Origin of the sequence: Isoptericola haloaureus, from assembly GCF_036689775.1 — a bacterium.
Classification (GTDB): domain Bacteria; phylum Actinomycetota; class Actinomycetes; order Actinomycetales; family Cellulomonadaceae; genus Isoptericola; species Isoptericola haloaureus.
This window is the reverse complement of sequence record NZ_JBAGLP010000118.1, coordinates 161,309-179,040: the sequence shown is the minus strand read 5'-3', so window position 1 is coordinate 179,040 and position 17,732 is coordinate 161,309. Positions and strand designations below refer to the sequence as shown.

Here is a 17,732-nt window from a genome sequence, read left to right as displayed (position 1 = left end):
GACGAGGAGCGAGGAATGAGCGAGATCCTGTGCCGCGGGCTGGTGCGCATCTTCGCCACCGACGGCGTGGAGGTCCAGGCCCTGCAGGGCCTGGACCTGGAGGTCGAGGCCGGCGACCTGGTGGCCGTCGTGGGTGCCTCCGGGTCGGGGAAGTCCACGCTGCTGGGCATCCTGTCCGGGCTGGACACCCCCACCGGAGGGTCGGCCGTCGTGGCGGGCACGGACCTGCTCACGATGGGGCGCCGGGACCGGGTCGTCTACCAGCGCCGCACGGTCGGGTTCGTCTGGCAGCAGACCTCCCGCAACCTGCTGCCGTACCTCACGGCGGCCGAGAACGTCCGCCTCGTGCTCGACCTGGGCGGCGGCCCGCGGGCCGATCGCGCGGCGCGCACCGACGAGCTACTCGACCTGCTGCAGGTGGCCGACGTCGCCGACCGGTACCCGGCCGAGATGTCCGGCGGGCAGCAGCAGCGGGTCGCGATCGCCGTCGCGGTGGCGAACCGCCCGCGCGTCCTGCTCGCCGACGAGCCGACCGGCGAGCTCGACGAGGCCACCAGCGCGGACGTGCTGGAGGCGCTGCGCGCGGTCAACGCGGCCACGGGCACGACGACGCTCATCGTCACGCACGACCCGACGGTGTCGGAGCACGTGGCCCGCACGGTGCAGATCCGCGACGGACGCACCTCCACCGAGGTGCTGCGCCGGACCGCCACGGACGCCGACGGCGTGCGGCGCGACGTCGCGGAGGAGTTCGCGGTGCTGGACCGGGTCGGGCGCCTGCAGCTGCCGCACGACGTCGTCGAGGCCCTGGACCTGCGCGACCGGGTCCGGCTGCGGCTGCAGGACGACCACGTCCAGGTCCGGCGGGACCGCGACGACACGCGCGACGAGACCCGTGGCGACGCCCGCGAGGACGCCCGCGGGTCCACGGGGGAGGAGAGCTGATGCCGACGACGGTGACGACGCCGGTCCTGCGGACCGAGGACGTGCGCCGCACGTTCGGCCGGGGGGCCGGCGAGGTGCACGCCCTGCGCGGGGTGTCCGTGGAGGTCGCGGCGGGCGAGCTGCTCGTGGTGCGCGGTCCGTCGGGGTCGGGCAAGACCACGCTGCTCAACGTGCTCGGCGGGCTGGACGCGCCGTCGTCGGGCCGGGTGTGGCTGGACGACCGCGAGCTGACGGCGCTGGACCAGGACGAGGTGCTGGCGCTGCGGCGCGACGAGGTCGGCTACGTCTTCCAGTCCTTCGGTCTGCTGCCGGTGCTGTCCGCCGCGGAGAACGTCGAGGTGCCGCTCCGGCTGCGCCGGGTCCCGCCGGCCGAGCGGGCGGCGCGCGTGGCGGACGCCCTGGACCGGGTGGGACTCGCCGACCACGCCGACCAGCGGCCCTACGAGCTCTCCGGCGGTCAGCAGCAGCGCGTCGGCATCGCCCGGGCCCTGGTGGCGGCCCCCCGGGTGCTCCTCGCGGACGAACCCACCGGTCAGCTCGACACGGCGACCGGGCGGCGCGTGATGGACGTGCTGGCCGAGCTCGTGCACACCGCGGGCGTCGCGGCCGTCGTCACGACGCACGACCCGGAGCTGGTCCGGCGGGCGGACCGGGTGGTGGACCTGCACGACGGCGCGACCGCCGAGGCTTGATCCTGCCGTCCCGCCACGGGACAGCGTTTTCACCCGCTCCCAGATGTCGAGCGGGTTCCGATCGGGTCACGATCGTGGTACCGGTCGCCGGGAAGGGTGACCGGGGACACGATGAGGGGTTAGGCTCCTGGGCGCATCTTGTGCTGCGGACGCAGATCCGCGCCCGCACCCCTCGCGTCGGAGCACCCCTCCGACGGCGTGCACATCAACTCAGGAGGACACGTGACACCTCGCGGACGTATGGCAGGCATCGGGGCCTTCACCCTGGCCTCGGCCCTGCTGCTCTCGGCTTGCGGCGGCTCTGGCAGCTCCGACGAAGGCGACTCGACCGCGGCTGCGGAGGGCGACAGCACCGGCGTCGTCTCCATCAGCAGCGGCGAGCCCCAGAACCCGCTGACCCCCGGCATGACCAACGAGGTCTACGGCGGTCTGGTGGTCAAGAACATCTACTCCGGTCTCGTCTACTACGACGCGGACGGCAACGTCCAGAACGAGGTCGCGGAGTCCATCGAGTCCGACGACAACGTCAACTGGACCATCACGATCCAGGACGGCTGGACCTTCTCGGACGGCACCCCCGTCACGGCCCAGAGCTTCGTCGACGCGTGGAAGTACGTCGCGAACCTGGACAACGCCCAGAACCAGCAGTACTTCTTCAACGGCTTCGCCGGCTTCAGCTTCGAGGAGCCGTCCGACATCGCCGTCGAGGTCGTGGACGAGACGACCTTCACGGCCGAGCTCGCGCAGCCGGCGTCGGACTTCCGGCTGTGGCTGGGCTACTCGGCGTTCAACCCGATGCCCGAGGCGTTCTTCGAGGACCCGGAGGGCTTCGGCTCGGAGCCGATCGGCAACGGTCCCTACGAGCTCGAGTCGTGGGAGAACGACAGCCTCATCACGCTCGTGCCCCGCGAGGGCTACGAGGGTCCGCGCCAGCCGGCCAACGGCGGGCTCGAGATGGTCGCGTACGTCGAGGAGGACACGGCGTACAACGACATGCTCGACGGCAACCTCGACGTGCTGCCGAACGTGCCGTCCTCGGCCTTCGCGACCTTCGAGGACGAGCTCGGCGAGCGCGCCGTGAACCAGCCGGCCGCCGTCATCCAGGTCGTCAACGTGCCCGAGTGGCTCCCCGAGTTCCAGGGCGAGGCCGGCGTCATGCGCCGCCAGGCCATCTCCATGGCGATCGACCGCGACACGATCACCGAGACGCTGTACAGCGGCTCGCGCACTCCGGCCAGCGACTTCACCTCGCCGGTCATCGCCGGGTTCTCCGACGACATCCCGGGCTCCGAGATCCTCGACTACGATCCCGAGGGCGCTGCCGAGATGTGGGAGCAGGCCGAGGAGATGGACCCGATCGGCGACTACACGCTGCAGATCGCGTCCAACGCCGACTCGGACCACCAGGACTGGATCGACGCGGCCTGCAACACCATCCGCACCGACCTGGGCATCGGCTGCGAGTTCGCGCCGTACACCACCTTCGACGAGTTCCTCAACGCGCGTGACGACGAGTCCGTCGAGGGCATCTTCCGCGGTGGCTGGCAGGCCGACTGGCCGTCGATGAGCAACTTCCTGGGCCCGATCTACGGCACCGGGGCCGGCTCGAACGACATGAACTACTCGAACGAGGAGTTCGACGCCCTGCTGGCCGAGGCCGCCGCGGCCGAGGACGAGGCCACCGCGGTCGAGCTGTACAAGCAGGCCCAGGAGATCCTGTTCCAGGACGTCCCGGGCATCCCGCTGTGGTACCAGAACGCGACCGGCGGCTACGCGGAGACCGTCGAGAACGTCGAGTTCGGCTGGGACAGCGACCCGATCCTGTACCAGATCACCAAGGAGTGATCCGCTGACACGGACGGGGCACCCGCCTCGGCGGGTTCCCCGTCCGTCGTCGTTTCCGAGCGGTCGCGGCGTCGGGTACCGTCTGACGTCGACCACTCGTCGCGAGGGGGCGGGGGTGCGCACCACAGCACCCCCGCCCCACCGCTGTCCGCGTCCCCGCACGGTCGCGGTTCGAGGAAACCCGTAGCCTGGGGGGACCCCCTGGGCACACGAGGAGATAAATCGCATGCTCTGGTATCTCGGACGCAGGCTGCTGCAGGTGATCCCTGTGTTCCTGGGGGCCACCCTGCTGCTGTACGCGCTGGTGTTCCTGCGGCCCGGTGACCCGATCGCCGGCCTGGGTGGTGAGCGTGGCCTGCCCGAAGCGGTGCAGGAGCAGATCCGCGCCCAGTACAACCTGGACCAACCCTTCATCATCCAGTACCTGCTCTTCCTGCGCGGCGTGGTGACGCTCGACTTCGGCGTCGACTTCCGCGGCCGCGAGATCACCGAGGTGATCGCCAACGCGTTCCCCGTCACGATCCAGCTCGCCCTCATGGCGCTGGTCATCGAGGCGGTCTTCGGCATCGGCTTCGGCCTGGTCGCCGGGATGCGCAAGGGTGGCATCTTCGACGCGACCGCCCTGGTCGTCAGCCTCTTCTTCATCGCGGTGCCGACGTTCGTCGTCGGTTTCGTCATGCAGATCGTCGTGGGCGTCCGGCTCGGCTGGCTGCCCGTCACCGCGGGACGAGATCCCGACTTCGTCAGTCTGCTGATGCCGGCCATGGTGCTCGCCGCGGTGTCCTTCGCCTACGTGCTGCGCCTGACGCGCACGTCGGTCGCGGAGAACCTGTCCGCCGACTACGTCCGCACGGCGCGCGCCCGCGGTCTGCGTCGCTCGCAGGTCACCGGACGCCACGTGCTGCGCAACTCCCTCATCCCCGTGGTGACGTTCCTCGGCGCCGACATCGGCGCCCTGATGAGCGGGGCGATCATCACCGAGGGCATCTTCAACATCAACGGCGTCGGCGGCACGCTCTACGACGCGATCATCCGCGGCGAGAGCATCACCGTCGTGTCGCTGACCACCGTGCTGGTGCTGGTCTACATCGGGGCGAACCTCCTGGTGGACCTGCTCTACGCCGCCCTCGACCCGAGGATCCGCTATGCCTGAGAACCGCTACGAACCCGTGGGCCGGTCGGCGACCCCGACCCCGGCCCCGCGCCCCGGCCAGGAACACTTCACCGCGCCGGCCGACGAGGGCGGCCTCGGCGCCGTCGACGCCGTCGCGACCGACGAGACGCCCACCAGCCTCTGGCGCGACGCCTGGCACCAGATGCGCCGGCGTCCGCTGTTCTGGGTGTCCGGGACGGTCATCGTCATCGTCGTGCTGGTGGCGGCCTTCCCCGGCCTGTTCACCTCGATCGAGCCGCGCGCCTGCGACCTGACCCGCGCGCTCGAGGGCCCGCAGGCCGGCCACCCGTTCGGGTTCGACCGCCAGGGCTGCGACATCTACTCCCGGACCATGTACGGCGCCCGGGCCTCCGTCGTCGTCGGCGTGCTGGCGACCTCGATGGTCGTGATCCTCGGTACGACGATCGGCGCGATCGCCGGGTACTACGGCAAGTGGTTCGACACGATCCTCAGCCGGATCACCGACATCTTCTTCGCCATCCCGCTGGTGCTCGGCGCCATCGTCATCATGTCGATCGCGACCAACCGCACGAGCTTCCTGGTCGCCTTCGTGCTGGCGGTCTTCGGCTGGACCCAGATCGCCCGCATCACGCGCGGCACCGTGCTCTCGGTGAAGAACAACGAGTTCGTCACCGCGGCGAAGTCCCTCGGCATGGGCCGCGGGCAGATCCTGGTGCGGCACGTGCTGCCGAACTCGGCGGCGCCGATCATCGTCTACGCGACCGTGGCCCTGGGCCAGTTCATCGTCGCCGAGGCGACGCTGAGCTTCCTCGGCATCGGCCTGCCGCCGGACGTGGTCTCGTGGGGCGGCGACATCAGCGCCGCCCAGGGCGCGATCCGGACCGACCCCGAGATCCTGCTCTACCCGGCAGGCGGCCTGGCCGTGACGGTGCTCGGCTTCATGATGATGGGCGACGTGGTGCGCGACGCCCTCGACCCGAAGGCGCGGAAGCGATGACGACACAGTTCCCCGTGAGCGACGGCAACGCGACGCCCGAGTCCGCCCCCGCCGTCGCCGACCCGAACAAGCCCCTCCTGGAGATCCGTGACCTGCAGATCTCCTTCACCACCGGGGTCGGTGAGGTGCACGCCGTGCGCGGCGCGAACCTCACCGTCTACCCCGGTCAGAACGTGGCCATCGTCGGCGAGTCCGGATCGGGCAAGTCGACGACGGCCGCCTCGATCATCGACCTGCTGCCCGGGACCGGCAAGGTGACCGGCGGGTCCATCATGTTCGACGGCCGCGAGCTGGTCGGCGCGCCCCGGGCCGAGACCGAGGCCCTGCGGGGCCGCGCGATCGGCATGGTGCCGCAGGACCCGATGTCGAACCTCAACCCGGTCTGGCGCATCGGCACCCAGGTGACCGAGGCGCTGAAGGCCAACGGGTTCAAGGGCTCCAAGGCCGAGCTGCGCACCCGCGTGGCGGACGTGCTCGCCGAGGCGGGCCTGCCCGACGCCGAGCGCCGGGCGCGCCAGTACCCGCACGAGTTCTCGGGCGGCATGCGCCAGCGTGCGCTCATCGGCATCGGCCTGGCCTCGCGGCCGCGGCTGCTCATCGCCGACGAGCCCACGTCGGCCCTCGACGTGACCGTGCAGCGCCAGATCCTGGACCACCTGGGCGACATGACCCGGGACCTCGGCACCGCCGTGCTGTTCATCACCCACGACCTCGGGCTCGCCGCCGAGCGGGCCGAGCACCTCGTGGTGATGTTCAAGGGTCAGGTCGTCGAGTCCGGCCCGGCCCAGCAGATCCTCGCCGACCCGCAGCACCCGTACACGAAGCGTCTGGTCGCCTCGGCGCCGTCGCTGGCCTCGCGCCGGATCCAGACGGCGCACGTGTCCGGGCAGGAGTCCGCCGAGCTGCACGCGCACCACCTGGGCGAGAAGCCGCCGGCCTCGAACGAGGCGGTCAAGGTCGAGCACCTGACCAAGGTGTTCCAGATCCGCGGCGCCCGCCCCGGGTCGTCCACGGACTTCACGGCGGTCGACGACGTCTCGTTCACCCTCGGGCGCGGGCGGACGCTCGCCCTGGTCGGCGAGTCCGGCTCGGGCAAGTCCACGGCCGCCAACATGGTGCTGGGGCTGCTGGAGCCGACGTCGGGCACGGTCGAGTTCGACGGCACCGACGTGTCGACGCTCAACCCGAAGCAGGCGTTCGCCTTCCGACGGCGGATCCAGCCGGTCTTCCAGAACCCGTACGGGTCGCTGGACCCGATGTTCTCGATCTACCGCTCCATCGAGGAACCCCTCAAGCTGCACGGCGTGGGGTCGAAGAAGTCGCGCGAGAAGCGGGTCCGCGAGCTGCTGGACATGGTCTCGCTGCCGCAGTCGGCGATGCGCCGCTTCCCGAACGAGCTCTCCGGCGGTCAGCGCCAGCGCATCGCCATCGCGCGGGCCCTGGCGCTCAAGCCCGAGGTCGTCGTGCTCGACGAGGCGGTCTCCGCCCTCGACGTGCTCGTCCAGGCGCAGATCCTCGACCTGCTCGACGAGCTGCAGACGGACCTCGGCCTGAGCTACCTCTTCATCACTCACGACCTGGCCGTCGTCCGGCAGATCGCCGACGACGTGGTGGTCATGCAGAACGGCAAGGTGGTCGAGCAGGCCACCACCGACGAGGTCTTCGACAACCCGCGCCAGCAGTACACCCGGGACCTCCTCGAGGCCATCCCCGGCGCCCACCTCGTGGGGAACGTCGCGGGCGGCTGACGCCGCCGGTCGCGCCCGACGAGCACCGTGCGACGCAGGACGCCGTCAGACCCCGACCGGGGGTCCACGGCGTCCTTGCGTTTGCCGGTTCGCCCTGATCCCGACAGTCTGAGAGCCATGCCACCCCGCCGTAGCACCCTCGCACCCGCCGTCTTCTATCCAGCGGGTGGACTGATCCTCGTCTTCGTCCTCCTCGGCATCTTCGCCACGGACGCGACGGCCGAGGTCATGTCCACCCTCCAGTCGAAGGTCATCAACGGCTTCGGCTGGTACTACGTCCTCATCGTCGCGGCCTTCGTGATCTTCGCGATCTACGTCGGCCTGAGCCGCTTCGGCGACATCACCCTCGGCAAGGACGAGGAGACCCCCGACTTCAAGCTGCCCGTGTGGTTCGCGATGCTGTTCGCGACCGGCATGGGGATCGGGCTGGTCTACTACGGCGTCGCGGAGCCGCTGTGGCACTACACCGACCCGAAGCCGGGCGTCACCGGTGACGACGCCTCCATCGCCGGGCAGGCGATGGGCCAGACCTACCTGCACTGGGGCGTGCACGCCTGGGCGATCTACGTGGTCATCGGCCTGGCCCTGGCCTATGCGATCCACCGCAAGGGCCGGCCGGTGTCGATCCGGTGGGCCCTCGAGCCGCTGCTGGGCGAGGAGCGCGTCAAGGGCTGGCTCGGCAACGTCATCGACGTGCTCGCGATCTTCGGCACGGTGTTCGGCGTGGCCACCTCTCTCGGCCTCGGTGTGCTGCAGCTGTCGGCCGGGCTCGAGTACCTCGGCGTCGCCGAGTCGACCGTCGCGCTGCAGATGGGGCTCATCGCCGCCATCACCGCGGTCGCCGCACTCTCCGTGGCGTCCGGTCTCGAACGCGGCATCAAGTGGCTGTCCAACGGCAACATGATGCTCGCGGGCGCCCTGGTGGTCACGGTGCTGATCATGGGGTCCTCGCTCTACGTGATGCGCGAGTGGGTCCAGTCCCTCGGCTTCTACCTCCAGAACGTCATGCAGATGACCTTCGACACGCTCGCCTTCCAGGGGGCGGACGGCCTCGCCTGGGAGTCGAGCTGGACGATCTTCTACTGGGGCTGGTGGATCTCCTGGGCGCCCTTCGTCGGGCTGTTCATCGCCCGCATCTCGCGCGGACGCACCGTGCGTGAGTTCGTCCTCGGCACCCTCATCGTCCCGATGCTGGTGACGACGGTCTGGTTCAGCGTGTTCGGCGGCACCGCGCTGCGGCAGGAGATGATGGAGCCGGGCTCGATGCTCGACGCCGAGACCGGTGCGGTGAACTCCGACACCGCGATGTTCCAGCTGTTCGAGACGCTGCCGGGCGGCGGTGCGTGGCTGGCCGTCATCGCCATGATCCTCGTCGTCGTGTTCTTCGTGACGTCCTCGGACTCGGGGTCGTTCGTCGTGGACATGCTGGCCAACGGCGGCGACCAGAACCCGCCGCTGTGGAGCCGCCTGTTCTGGGCGATCCTCGAGGGCGGCGTCGCGGCGGCCCTGCTGTACGCCGGGGGTCTGGCGACGCTGCAGACGGCGTCGATCCTCACGGCCCTGCCGTTCTCGGTGGTGCTGGTCGCCATGGCCGTCTCGGTGTGGAAGGCGCTGGACGCCGAGCACAAGGCGATCGTGCGCACCGAGCGACGGCTGCGGCGGCGGGAGTTCAAGCAGGAGGTGACCGAGCACGTCACGGAGCACGTCACCGAGCACGTGACCGAGCACGTCAACACCCAGCTGTCGGAGATGACCGGGCAGATCCCGGTCGTGACGGACGCCGACTCCGACGGCAACGGGACCTCGGTCGCCGCACGTCGCCGGGGTCCGCGGAACTGGCGCCGTCGGGCACCCGGGCCGGAGACGGACACCTCCGGGTAGGATGGACCGGCCCCGGGTTCCCGGGTGCCGCCCCTCCCACGGAAAGAGAACCCTTGATGTCTGTGCGCTCCGACCTGCGCAACGTGGCGATCGTCGCCCACGTCGACCACGGCAAGACCACCCTGGTCGACGCCATGCTGCGGCAGGCCGGCGCCTTCGCGGCGCACCAGCAGGTCGACGACCGCGTCATGGACTCCGGTGACCTGGAGCGGGAGAAGGGCATCACGATCCTCGCCAAGAACACGGCGATCCGGTACGCCGGACCGTCGGCGGCCGAGGTCGGCGAGGCCGACGGCATCACGATCAACGTGATCGACACGCCGGGCCACGCCGACTTCGGCGGCGAGGTCGAGCGCGGCCTGTCCATGGTCGACGGTGTCGTGCTGCTCGTGGACGCCTCCGAGGGCCCGCTGCCGCAGACCCGCTTCGTGCTGCGCAAGGCGCTGGCCGCCAAGCTGCCCGTCATCGTCGTGGTCAACAAGGTCGACCGGCCGGACTCGCGGATCACGGAGGTCGTCGCCGAGACGACCGACCTGCTGCTGGGGCTCGCCAGCGACCTGGCGGACGAGGTCCCCGACCTCGACGTCGACGCCGTGCTCGACGTTCCCGTGGTCTACGCCTCGGCCAAGGCCGGGCGCGCCTCCACCGAGCAGCCCGCCGACGGCGAGCTGCCGGCGAACGAGGACCTCGAGCCGCTGTTCTCCACCGTGCTGCAGACCGTCCCGGCGCCGACGTACGACGAGACGATGCCGCTGCAGGCGCACGTGACCAACCTGGACGCCTCGCCGTTCCTCGGCCGCCTCGCGCTGCTGCGCGTGCACAACGGCACCCTGCGCAAGGGTCAGACGGTCGCGTGGGCCCGCCAGGACGGCACCCTGAGCCAGGTGAAGATCACCGAGCTGCTCGAGACCAAGGCGCTGGACCGCGTGCCCGCCGAGTCCGCCGGCCCCGGGGACATCGTCGCCGTGGCGGGCATCGCCGACATCATGATCGGCGAGACGCTCACCGACGCCGACGACCCGCGGCCGCTGCCGCGCATCACGGTCGACGACCCGGCGATCTCGATGACGATCGGCATCAACACCTCCCCGCTGGCCGGCAAGGGCGGCAAGGGCCACAAGGTCACGGCCCGCCAGGTCAAGGACCGCCTGGACGCCGAGCTCATCGGCAACGTCTCGCTGCGCGTGCTGCCCACCGACCGCCCCGACGCGTGGGAGGTCCAGGGCCGTGGCGAGCTCGCGCTGGCGATCCTCGTCGAGCAGATGCGCCGCGAGGGCTTCGAGCTGACCGTCGGCAAGCCGCAGGTCGTCACCAAGCAGGTCGACGGCAAGACCTGCGAGCCGATGGAGCGCATGACGATCGACGTGCCCGAGGAGTACCTCGGCGCCGTCACGCAGCTCATGGCCGCCCGCAAGGGCCGCATGGAGACGATGGCGAACCACGGCACCGGCTGGGTGCGCATGGAGTTCGTCGTCCCGGCCCGCGGCCTCATCGGGTTCCGGACCCGGTTCCTCACCGAGACCCGCGGCACCGGCATCGCCTCGTCCTACGCCGAGGGCTACGAGCCGTGGCACGGCCCCATCGAGTCCCGGCTGACCGGTTCGCTGGTCGCGGACCGGGCCGGGTCGGTGACGCCGTTCGCCATGATCAACCTGCAGGAGCGCGGCACGTTCTTCGTCGACCCCACCCAGGAGGTCTACGAGGGCATGATCGTCGGCGAGAACTCCCGCAACGAGGACATGGACGTCAACATCACCAAGGAGAAGAAGCTGACGAACATGCGGTCCTCGACCGCCGACAGCTTCGAGAACCTGGTGCCGCCGAAGAAGCTCACGCTCGAGGAGTCGCTGGAGTTCGCGGCCGAGGACGAGTGCGTCGAGATCACGCCCGAGATCGTCCGCATCCGCAAGGTCAACCTCGACGCCACGGCGCGTGCGCGGGCCGCCGCGCGGGCCAAGCGCGCCTGACCCTGCCGATGCAGGACGCGGGGGAGACCTCGACGGCGGCGGTCCGCCGGGCCGACCCGTCGGTCGGGCCGCTGCTCGCGGTGCACGCGCACCCGGACGACGAGACGCTGGCCACCGGCGCGCTGCTGGCGGCCTGGGCCGTGGCCGGTGCGCCGGCGACCGTGGTCACGTGCACGCGCGGCGAGCGCGGCGAGGTCATCGACACCGTCGCGCACCCGACGGGTCTTGCGCACCTCGAGGGCGACGGCCCGGCGCTCGCCGTCCACCGCGAGCGGGAGCTGGCGGCCGCGCTCGAGGCGCTCGGCGTGCCCGACCACGTGTTCCTCGACACCGTGCCGCTCCCGACGCCCCCCGCGAGTGCGTCGGGCCGCTTCGAGGACTCGGGCATGGCCTGGGTGGCCCCCGGCATCGCCGGTCCGGCGCCGGACTCCGGACCGGCGGCGCTGAGCCGGGTGCCGCTCGAGGCCGCTGCGTCCCGCCTCGCCGCGGTGGTGCGCGACCGTCGTCCGGCCGTCGTCGTCACCTACGAGGCGGGCGGCGGGTACCGCCACCCCGACCACGTGCGGACCTACGAGGTGACCGTGCGCGCCCTCGAGCTCGCCGCCGACCCGGCCGCCGACGTCGCCGGGGAGCCCTGGACGGTCCCGGAGCGCTGGGAGGTCGTGGCCCCGGCCGACCGGTGGCGTGCCGCGCGCACCGCGCTGTCCACGTCACCGGACGCGGTGCGGCTTGCCCGCGCGGCGGACCTGACGCTGCCCGACCCGGACGCGGACCCGCCGCCGCTCGTCGTGGACCCCGCGGAGCTCGCCCGCGACGAGGTGGTCTCGGTCGCGGTGACGCCGGTCCTGGGCCGTCTGCTCGCCGCGCTGGTCGCCCACGCCACGCAGGTCCAGCACGTCGCCGCCATCTCCCTGCCGGGCGTGGTGGCGCACTACGCCCTGAGCAACGGCGAGCTCGCTCCCGTGCTCGCCACGTCCACCGCCCGCGTGCGCCGGTAAGGTCTGTCCGGTGATCTCCACCCCGCCCCACCACTCCCCGAGTGCACCGCGCCGCAGCGGGGTGCTGCTGGTCGTCTGGCGGCTGGTCATCGGCCTGCTGCTCGGCGGGGTCGTCGGGCTCATCGGCACCGTCGGTCACCGCATGGCGTGGTGGGACCTGCCGCTCGGCCTCGTGCTCTCGCTCGCCCTGACGCTCTTCGCGGCCGTGCTCTGCCGCGCGTGGGCCGGCGTCGGCACGCTGCTCGCCTGCGGTGCGGGCTGGCTGGTGACCGTGCAGCTCCTCGCCGCCGAGGGCCCGGGCGGCGACGTCCTGGTCCCGGCCGACACCGTCGGGTACGTGTGGACGTACGGGGGGCTGCTCCTCTTCGCCGTCGCGGCGTTCCTGCCGCGGCGGTGGTTCGTGGACGACCCCGACGCCGGGTGACCTGCGCCGAGTAGGATGCCTACTCGCGTGGCGTCCGCCGCGTCCAGGACGTCCCGGGGGTCGTGGGGCCCCCACGAGAGACCAGCACGGAGCGTGTCGATGGGCCAGCCGACCGAGGGTGACGACCAGGTGCGCGCGTCGCAGAACTCGGCCTCGTCGCCGGGCGACGCCTCCGCCGCCGGGGACACCCCGTACGAGCCTGCGGTGCGGGCCTGGGAGGAACCGGACGCCGGCGACGCCTCGCCCGCCGGGACCGCGGGAACCCCTTCCGCCGGGACCGCAGGCTCCTCGTCCGCCGGGACCCCGGACGCGCCCGCGCAGGATGCGCAGGACGCGCCGGAGGACCCGGACGTCCCGTACGAACCCAGCGTGCGCGCCTGGGAGCAGCCCCGTTCCGTGGCCACCGTGCGGGCACCGTCCAGCACGCCCCCCGCCGCCCCGACCGAGGCCATCCCGGCGGTGTCCGCGACGTCCGCCGCCGGCGCCGGGAGCCCGGCCGGCGAGCAGTCTCCGGCGGTCCCGCCGTCGGACGGTGCCGGGACCCCGCTGGAGGGCTTGCAGGGTGACGGTGCGCCGAGCCGCACCCCGAAGGTGCTGCTCGGAGCCCTGGCCGGGGTCGTCGTCCTCGCGGGCCTGTACGTGGGTGCGCAGTGGCTGGTCGCCGACAGCGTGCCGAGGGGCACCACCGTGGCGGGTGTCGACATCGGCGGCCTGCCCACGGCCGAGGCCGTGACCGCCCTGGACGAGGGCCTCGGCCCCCGCGCCGCCGAGCCGGTCACCGTCCGCGCCGGCGAGTCCACGAGCACGATCGACCCGGCCGAGGCGGGGCTGAGCCTCGACTCCGCCGGCACGGTGGAGGACCTGACCGGTTTCACCCTGGAGCCGTCGCGACTGCTGGAGCACCTCGTCGGCGGCGACGAGGTGCCCCCGGTCGTGGGTGTCGACCGCCCCACGCTGCGGACCGCCGTCGGCGGCGTCGCCCAGTCGTTGGCGACCGAGCCCGTCGACGGCACGGTCCGGTTCGCCGACGGCGAGGCCGTGGCGACCGAGGCGGCCGCGGGTACGCAGGTCGTCCAGGACGCCGCCGACGACGCGATCGTCTCCGCCTGGCTGGTGACCGACGGACCCGTCGACCTGCCGACCGAGCCGGTCGAGCCGGCGATCGACCAGGCGGACACCGATGCCGCCCTGGCCGAGGCCGAGGAGGTCGTCTCGGGGCCGGTGACCGTGGAGGTCGACACCCAGAACCCGGAGCTCCCGGCGCGCGTGCTGGCCCGGTCCACGTCGTTCGTGCCGCAGGACGGCGCTCTGGTGGCGCAGTTCGACGGCGACCGGCTCACGTCCGCGATCGTCGAGCGGACGAACGACCTGCTGCGCGAGCCGAACGACGCCCACTTCGAGTTCTCCGGCGGCGAGCCGGTCATCGTCGGCGGGGAGGCGGGCACCACCCTCGACCCCGAGCAGGTCGCCGACGCCGTCGGCGGCGCCGCGCTGTCTCCCGAACGTGCCACGCAGGTCGAGCTCGTCGAGGAGGACCCGGAGGACTCGCGGGCCTCGCTGGAGGAGCTGGGGGTGAAGGAGGTCGTCTCGGAGTTCTCCACGCCGCTGACCAGCGAACCCATCCGCACCAAGAACCTGGTGCGCGGCGCCCAGCTGGTCAACGGCACCCTGGTGCGCCCGGACGAGACGTTCTCCCTCATCGACACGCTCTCGCCCATCGAGGTCTCCAACGGCTACTTCGCCGCCGGCGTGGTGAGCAACGGGGTGCACGTCGACGCCGTGGGCGGCGGGCTGTCGCAGATGGCCACCACCAGCTACAACGCGGGCTTCTTCGCGGGCTTCGACGACGTCGAGCACCGTCAGCACAGCTACTGGTTCAGCCGCTACCCGGCGGGGCGCGAGGCAACGATCTACGTCGGCGCGATCGACATGAAGTTCCGCAACGACACCCCGTACGGGGCGCTGCTGCAGAGCTACGTCTCCGGCGGGCGGCTGCACGTCAAGATCTGGTCGACGGAGTACTACGACGTCGAGACCTCCGACTCCGGCAGGCAGGAGGTCGAGCCGGTCTCCGAGGTCGACATGTCCAGCAGCCCCGACTGCGAGCCCTACCCGGGCGGGCAGCCCGGGTTCGCCATCACCGTGTACCGCAAGGTGTACCTCGACGGCGACCTGGTCAAGGACGAGTCCGACTTCTGGCGGTACAAGCCGGACGACGCGGTGACCTGCACCCCGCCGGAGCAGGAGAACGACAAGGACGGGGACGACTGATGCTCGGACGGATCTCCCGCGAGTCGTCGGCGCACGCCGCGCTCGCCGCGCACGACGCCGGCTGGTCCGGCGTGGCCGCGGGGTCGGCGGTGATCTCCGCGGTCCCCGACGAGTCGACCGAGCTGCTCGACCTCGGCACGATGACCCAGGCGCTGGCGACGGTGGCCGGCATCGACGACCTGGCCGCCGTCGTGCACCTCGGTCACCCGGAGCAGCCCTCGCCCGCCCTGGAGCAGGCGCTGCTCGACGGCGACCCGCGGCTGATCGTCACCGCCGCCGCCACCGTGGGGACCCAGTGGGTCTGGGTCGCCCCGCCGGGCGTGGTCGGCGGACAGGTCGTGGTCGACGAGGCGGGCATGCGCGACTGCGCCGACGTGCTGCGCAGCATGGGCGTCAGCCCGCGGCTCGTGCCGACGGCGACACCGGTGGCCGAGCGCGCGGCCCTGGCGGGGGAGCAGGGCTCGCTCGTGCTGGAGCGCTCCCGGGTGCCGGCTGGGTGGACCGAGGTCCCCGGCAGCGAGCACCTGGGCGAGCAGCCCCCGGTCTGGTACGGGCTGCTCGAGGCGCGGGGCGCCTGGCCGCAGTTCTCCGCTCCGGCCCAGGTCTGGCTGGCGTTCGGGCCGAGCGACGACCACCGCGGTTCCCTGCGCCAGACGCTCGGCCTCCTCGCCGACGCGGGGGTGGACCTGCAGCACCTGCGCAGCCACCCCTCGACCTACGGTCCGCACGTGTTCTTCAGCTCCTTCCGCTGCCCGGACGTGGCGGTGCTCGACGCCCTGGTCGCCGAGCTGGACGCCCGGTCGGTGTCGCACCGCACGCTGGCGGTCCTGCCGGGCGACCGGTTCGCGCCCGGACCGGAGGCGCTCACCCCCCGGTGGGTCGGCGCGTGAGGGTCGCCTACCTGGGGCCGGAAGGCACCTTCACCCACCAGGCCGCCCGCTGGTGGACGGACCGCGCCGACGCGGGGGCCGACGTCGTGCCCTGCGCGGACGTGCCGGCCGTGCACGACGCGGTGGCCTCGGGGCAGGCCGCCGTCGGTGTGGTGGCGATCGAGAGCTCGGTGGAGGGCTACGTCGTGCCGTCGGTCGACGCCCTCCTGGCCAGCGCGGACGTGGTCGCCGTGGACGAGGTCGTCCTGGACATCACCTTCGACGCGTTCGTGCGTCCCGGCCACGGCGAGCTGGTCGAGGCGACGGCGCACCCGCACGGCCTGGCGCAGTGCGCCCGCTTCGTCGCGGCGCGCGGCCTGACGCCCGTGCCCGCCGCGTCGAACGCGGCCGCCTGCCGGGACGTGCGGGACCACCAGGTGGCCCTGGGGCCGCCCCTGTGCGGCGAGCTGTACGGGCTGGACACCCTCGCGGAGTCCGTGGCGGACTTCGCCGGCGCCCGGACCCGGTTCCTCGTCCTGGACCGCCGGGACCGTGCCCGCGACCGGCTCGGGGCAGGGCACGACGGCGCGACGTGGCGCACGATGCTGGCGGTCACGCCGACCATCACGGGTCCGGGGGTGCTGGCCCGCGTCACCGACGCCTTCGCCGTGCGCGGGGTCAACATGTCGAGCCTGGTCACCCGGCCGCTCAAGGCGCGCGAGGGGCAGTACGTGTTCGTCGTGACCCTCGACGCCGCCCCGTGGGAGCCGGCCGTTCGCGACCTGTTCGGCGACCTGCTGGCCGCCGGCGACGCGCTGAAGGTGCTCGGCGCCTACCCCGCGGCGCCGGGGGAGGGCGGTCTCGACGGTGCGCTGGCGGACGAGGCCCCGACGGGGTCGGTGCGCGCCGGCGACCCGGACGAGGTCGTGGACCAGGGGCTGCTGTGGTGACCGGGACGCGGACGCCGCCGCACGGCCGGGTCGCCGTCGTCGGGCTGGGCCTGATCGGCGGGTCCCTGGCGCGCCTGCTCGCGGCGCGCGGGGCGGACGTCGTGGCGACCGACGTCTCCCCGTCCGCGCGTGCGGCGGCCCGGCGGGCCGGACTGACCGTGACGGACGACGTCGCGGGCTGCGTCGACGCCGCCGACCTCGTGGTGCTGGCCGTGCCGCTGCGGGCGATGACGACGGTGGCCGAGCACGTGGCCGCGCACGCACCGGCGACGGCGACCGTCACGGACGTCGGCAGCGTCAAGAGCCCCGTGCGGGCCGCGGTCGCCGCGGCCGGCCTCGCCGGGCGGTACGTCGGCGCGCACCCCATGGCCGGGACCGAGCACAGCGGGTTCGACGCCTCCGACGTCGGGCTGCTCGACGGCGTGGTGTGGGCGGTGACGGTGGACGACGCCGCGGCGGTCGACCCGGACCGGGTCGCCACGGTGCTCGCGTGGGTCACGGGGGCGTGCGCGGGCCGCGCGGTGGTGCTCACCGACGACGTGCACGACGAGGCGGCCGCCCTGGTCAGCCACGTGCCGCACGTCGTGGCGACCCAGCTCCTCAACGCCGTGGCCGGCGCGCCGGTCGGGCCGGTGGCGCGCCTGCTGGCGGCGGGCAGCTTTCGGGACGGGACGCGGGTCGCCCTGACGGACCCGGCCCGCACGGAGGCGATGGTGACCGAGAACGCGGCCTGGGTGGCGCCCGCGCTGCGCAAGGTGGTGCGCGACCTCGAGCTCGTGGTGCACCGGCTGGAGTCGAACGCCTCGGTGCACGACTTCTTCCACGCCGCGGACGACCTGCGCGTCGAGCGTCGTGCCGCAGCCGGTTCCACGGCCCCCGCGCCGGGGGAGTCCGAGACGCTGGCCCGGGGCGCGGGGTGGCCCGCCCTGCTCGTGGAGCGGTGCACCGGCGGCGCCGTCGTGACCGGTCTGGACGGGCGGGCGATCCACCTGACGCCGTCGCCCTGACGT

Annotated in this window: 14 protein-coding genes; all 14 read left to right on the top strand. The window is 72.6% G+C overall.

Annotation, left to right across the window (positions count from 1 at the left end):
• Nucleotides 1-15: 15 nt before the first annotated feature.
• The 14 genes from V5O49_RS11080 to V5O49_RS11015 all read left to right on the top strand — a co-directional run bounded on the left by V5O49_RS11080 (nt 16) and on the right by V5O49_RS11015 (nt 17,729).
• Complete coding sequence (locus V5O49_RS11080; protein ID WP_332902290.1) at nt 16-945, top strand: ABC transporter ATP-binding protein; 930 nt, start codon at nt 16-18, stop codon at nt 943-945.
• Nucleotides 945-1,637 (top strand): ABC transporter ATP-binding protein, encoded by a 693-nt coding sequence (locus V5O49_RS11075; protein WP_332902289.1) that lies wholly within the window; start codon nt 945-947, stop codon nt 1,635-1,637. The genes V5O49_RS11080 and V5O49_RS11075 overlap by 1 nt, the downstream gene beginning before the upstream one ends.
• A 222-nt stretch (nt 1,638-1,859) precedes the next feature.
• A complete protein-coding gene (locus tag V5O49_RS11070; protein WP_332902288.1) occupies nt 1,860-3,482 on the top strand; it encodes a peptide ABC transporter substrate-binding protein in 1,623 nt (540 codons plus the stop codon).
• A gap of 226 nt (nt 3,483-3,708) precedes the next feature.
• Nucleotides 3,709-4,635 (top strand): ABC transporter permease, encoded by a 927-nt coding sequence (locus V5O49_RS11065; RefSeq protein WP_278236778.1) that lies wholly within the window; start codon nt 3,709-3,711, stop codon nt 4,633-4,635.
• Nucleotides 4,628-5,614 (top strand): ABC transporter permease, encoded by a 987-nt coding sequence (locus V5O49_RS11060; protein WP_332902287.1) that lies wholly within the window; start codon nt 4,628-4,630, stop codon nt 5,612-5,614. The genes V5O49_RS11065 and V5O49_RS11060 overlap by 8 nt, the downstream gene beginning before the upstream one ends.
• A complete protein-coding gene (locus V5O49_RS11055; protein ID WP_332902286.1) occupies nt 5,611-7,362 on the top strand; it encodes an ABC transporter ATP-binding protein in 1,752 nt (583 codons plus the stop codon). Before V5O49_RS11060 ends, V5O49_RS11055 begins: the two co-directional genes overlap by 4 nt.
• 117 nt (nt 7,363-7,479) lie before the next feature.
• Complete coding sequence (locus tag V5O49_RS11050) at nt 7,480-9,243, top strand: BCCT family transporter (RefSeq protein WP_332902285.1); 1,764 nt, start codon at nt 7,480-7,482, stop codon at nt 9,241-9,243.
• 56 nt (nt 9,244-9,299) lie between these two features.
• A complete protein-coding gene (typA, locus tag V5O49_RS11045; RefSeq protein ID WP_332902284.1) occupies nt 9,300-11,210 on the top strand; it encodes a translational GTPase TypA in 1,911 nt (636 codons plus the stop codon).
• An 8-nt stretch (nt 11,211-11,218) separates the two neighbouring features.
• The gene (locus V5O49_RS11040) at nt 11,219-12,208 is read left to right on the top strand and encodes a PIG-L family deacetylase (RefSeq protein WP_332902283.1); all 990 of its coding nucleotides are present in this window, start codon (nt 11,219-11,221) and stop codon (nt 12,206-12,208) included.
• A 10-nt stretch (nt 12,209-12,218) separates the two neighbouring features.
• Entirely contained in the window at nt 12,219-12,632 is a 414-nt protein-coding gene (locus V5O49_RS11035; RefSeq protein WP_332902282.1) for a DUF6113 family protein, read from the top strand.
• 99 nt (nt 12,633-12,731) lie between these two features.
• Nucleotides 12,732-14,903 carry a VanW family protein gene (locus tag V5O49_RS11030; RefSeq protein ID WP_332902281.1) on the top strand — a complete coding sequence of 724 codons (2,172 nt, stop codon included), beginning with the start codon at nt 12,732-12,734 and terminating at the stop codon, nt 14,901-14,903.
• Nucleotides 14,903-15,793 carry an ACT domain-containing protein gene (locus V5O49_RS11025; RefSeq protein WP_332902280.1) on the top strand — a complete coding sequence of 297 codons (891 nt, stop codon included), beginning with the start codon at nt 14,903-14,905 and terminating at the stop codon, nt 15,791-15,793. The genes V5O49_RS11030 and V5O49_RS11025 overlap by 1 nt, the downstream gene beginning before the upstream one ends.
• The gene (locus V5O49_RS11020) at nt 15,790-16,722 is read left to right on the top strand and encodes a prephenate dehydratase (protein WP_278236787.1); all 933 of its coding nucleotides are present in this window, start codon (nt 15,790-15,792) and stop codon (nt 16,720-16,722) included. Before V5O49_RS11025 ends, V5O49_RS11020 begins: the two co-directional genes overlap by 4 nt.
• Nucleotides 16,719-17,729, top strand: coding sequence for a prephenate dehydrogenase (locus V5O49_RS11015; RefSeq protein WP_332902279.1), 1,011 nt, complete (start codon nt 16,719-16,721; stop codon nt 17,727-17,729). Before V5O49_RS11020 ends, V5O49_RS11015 begins: the two co-directional genes overlap by 4 nt.
• Nucleotides 17,730-17,732 lie beyond the last annotated feature (3 nt).

Coding starts and splice junctions, on each gene's coding strand:
- V5O49_RS11060 (WP_332902287.1), top strand. CDS start 4,628: ATGCCTGAGAACCGCTACGAACCCGTGGGCCGGTCGGCGACCCCGACC.
- V5O49_RS11080 (WP_332902290.1), top strand. CDS start 16: ATGAGCGAGATCCTGTGCCGCGGGCTGGTGCGCATCTTCGCCACCGAC.
- typA (WP_332902284.1), top strand. CDS start 9,300: ATGTCTGTGCGCTCCGACCTGCGCAACGTGGCGATCGTCGCCCACGTC.
- V5O49_RS11025 (WP_332902280.1), top strand. CDS start 14,903: ATGCTCGGACGGATCTCCCGCGAGTCGTCGGCGCACGCCGCGCTCGCC.
- V5O49_RS11030 (WP_332902281.1), top strand. CDS start 12,732: ATGGGCCAGCCGACCGAGGGTGACGACCAGGTGCGCGCGTCGCAGAAC.
- V5O49_RS11065 (WP_278236778.1), top strand. CDS start 3,709: ATGCTCTGGTATCTCGGACGCAGGCTGCTGCAGGTGATCCCTGTGTTC.
- V5O49_RS11075 (WP_332902289.1), top strand. CDS start 945: ATGCCGACGACGGTGACGACGCCGGTCCTGCGGACCGAGGACGTGCGC.
- V5O49_RS11050 (WP_332902285.1), top strand. CDS start 7,480: ATGCCACCCCGCCGTAGCACCCTCGCACCCGCCGTCTTCTATCCAGCG.
- V5O49_RS11055 (WP_332902286.1), top strand. CDS start 5,611: ATGACGACACAGTTCCCCGTGAGCGACGGCAACGCGACGCCCGAGTCC.
- V5O49_RS11040 (WP_332902283.1), top strand. CDS start 11,219: ATGCAGGACGCGGGGGAGACCTCGACGGCGGCGGTCCGCCGGGCCGAC.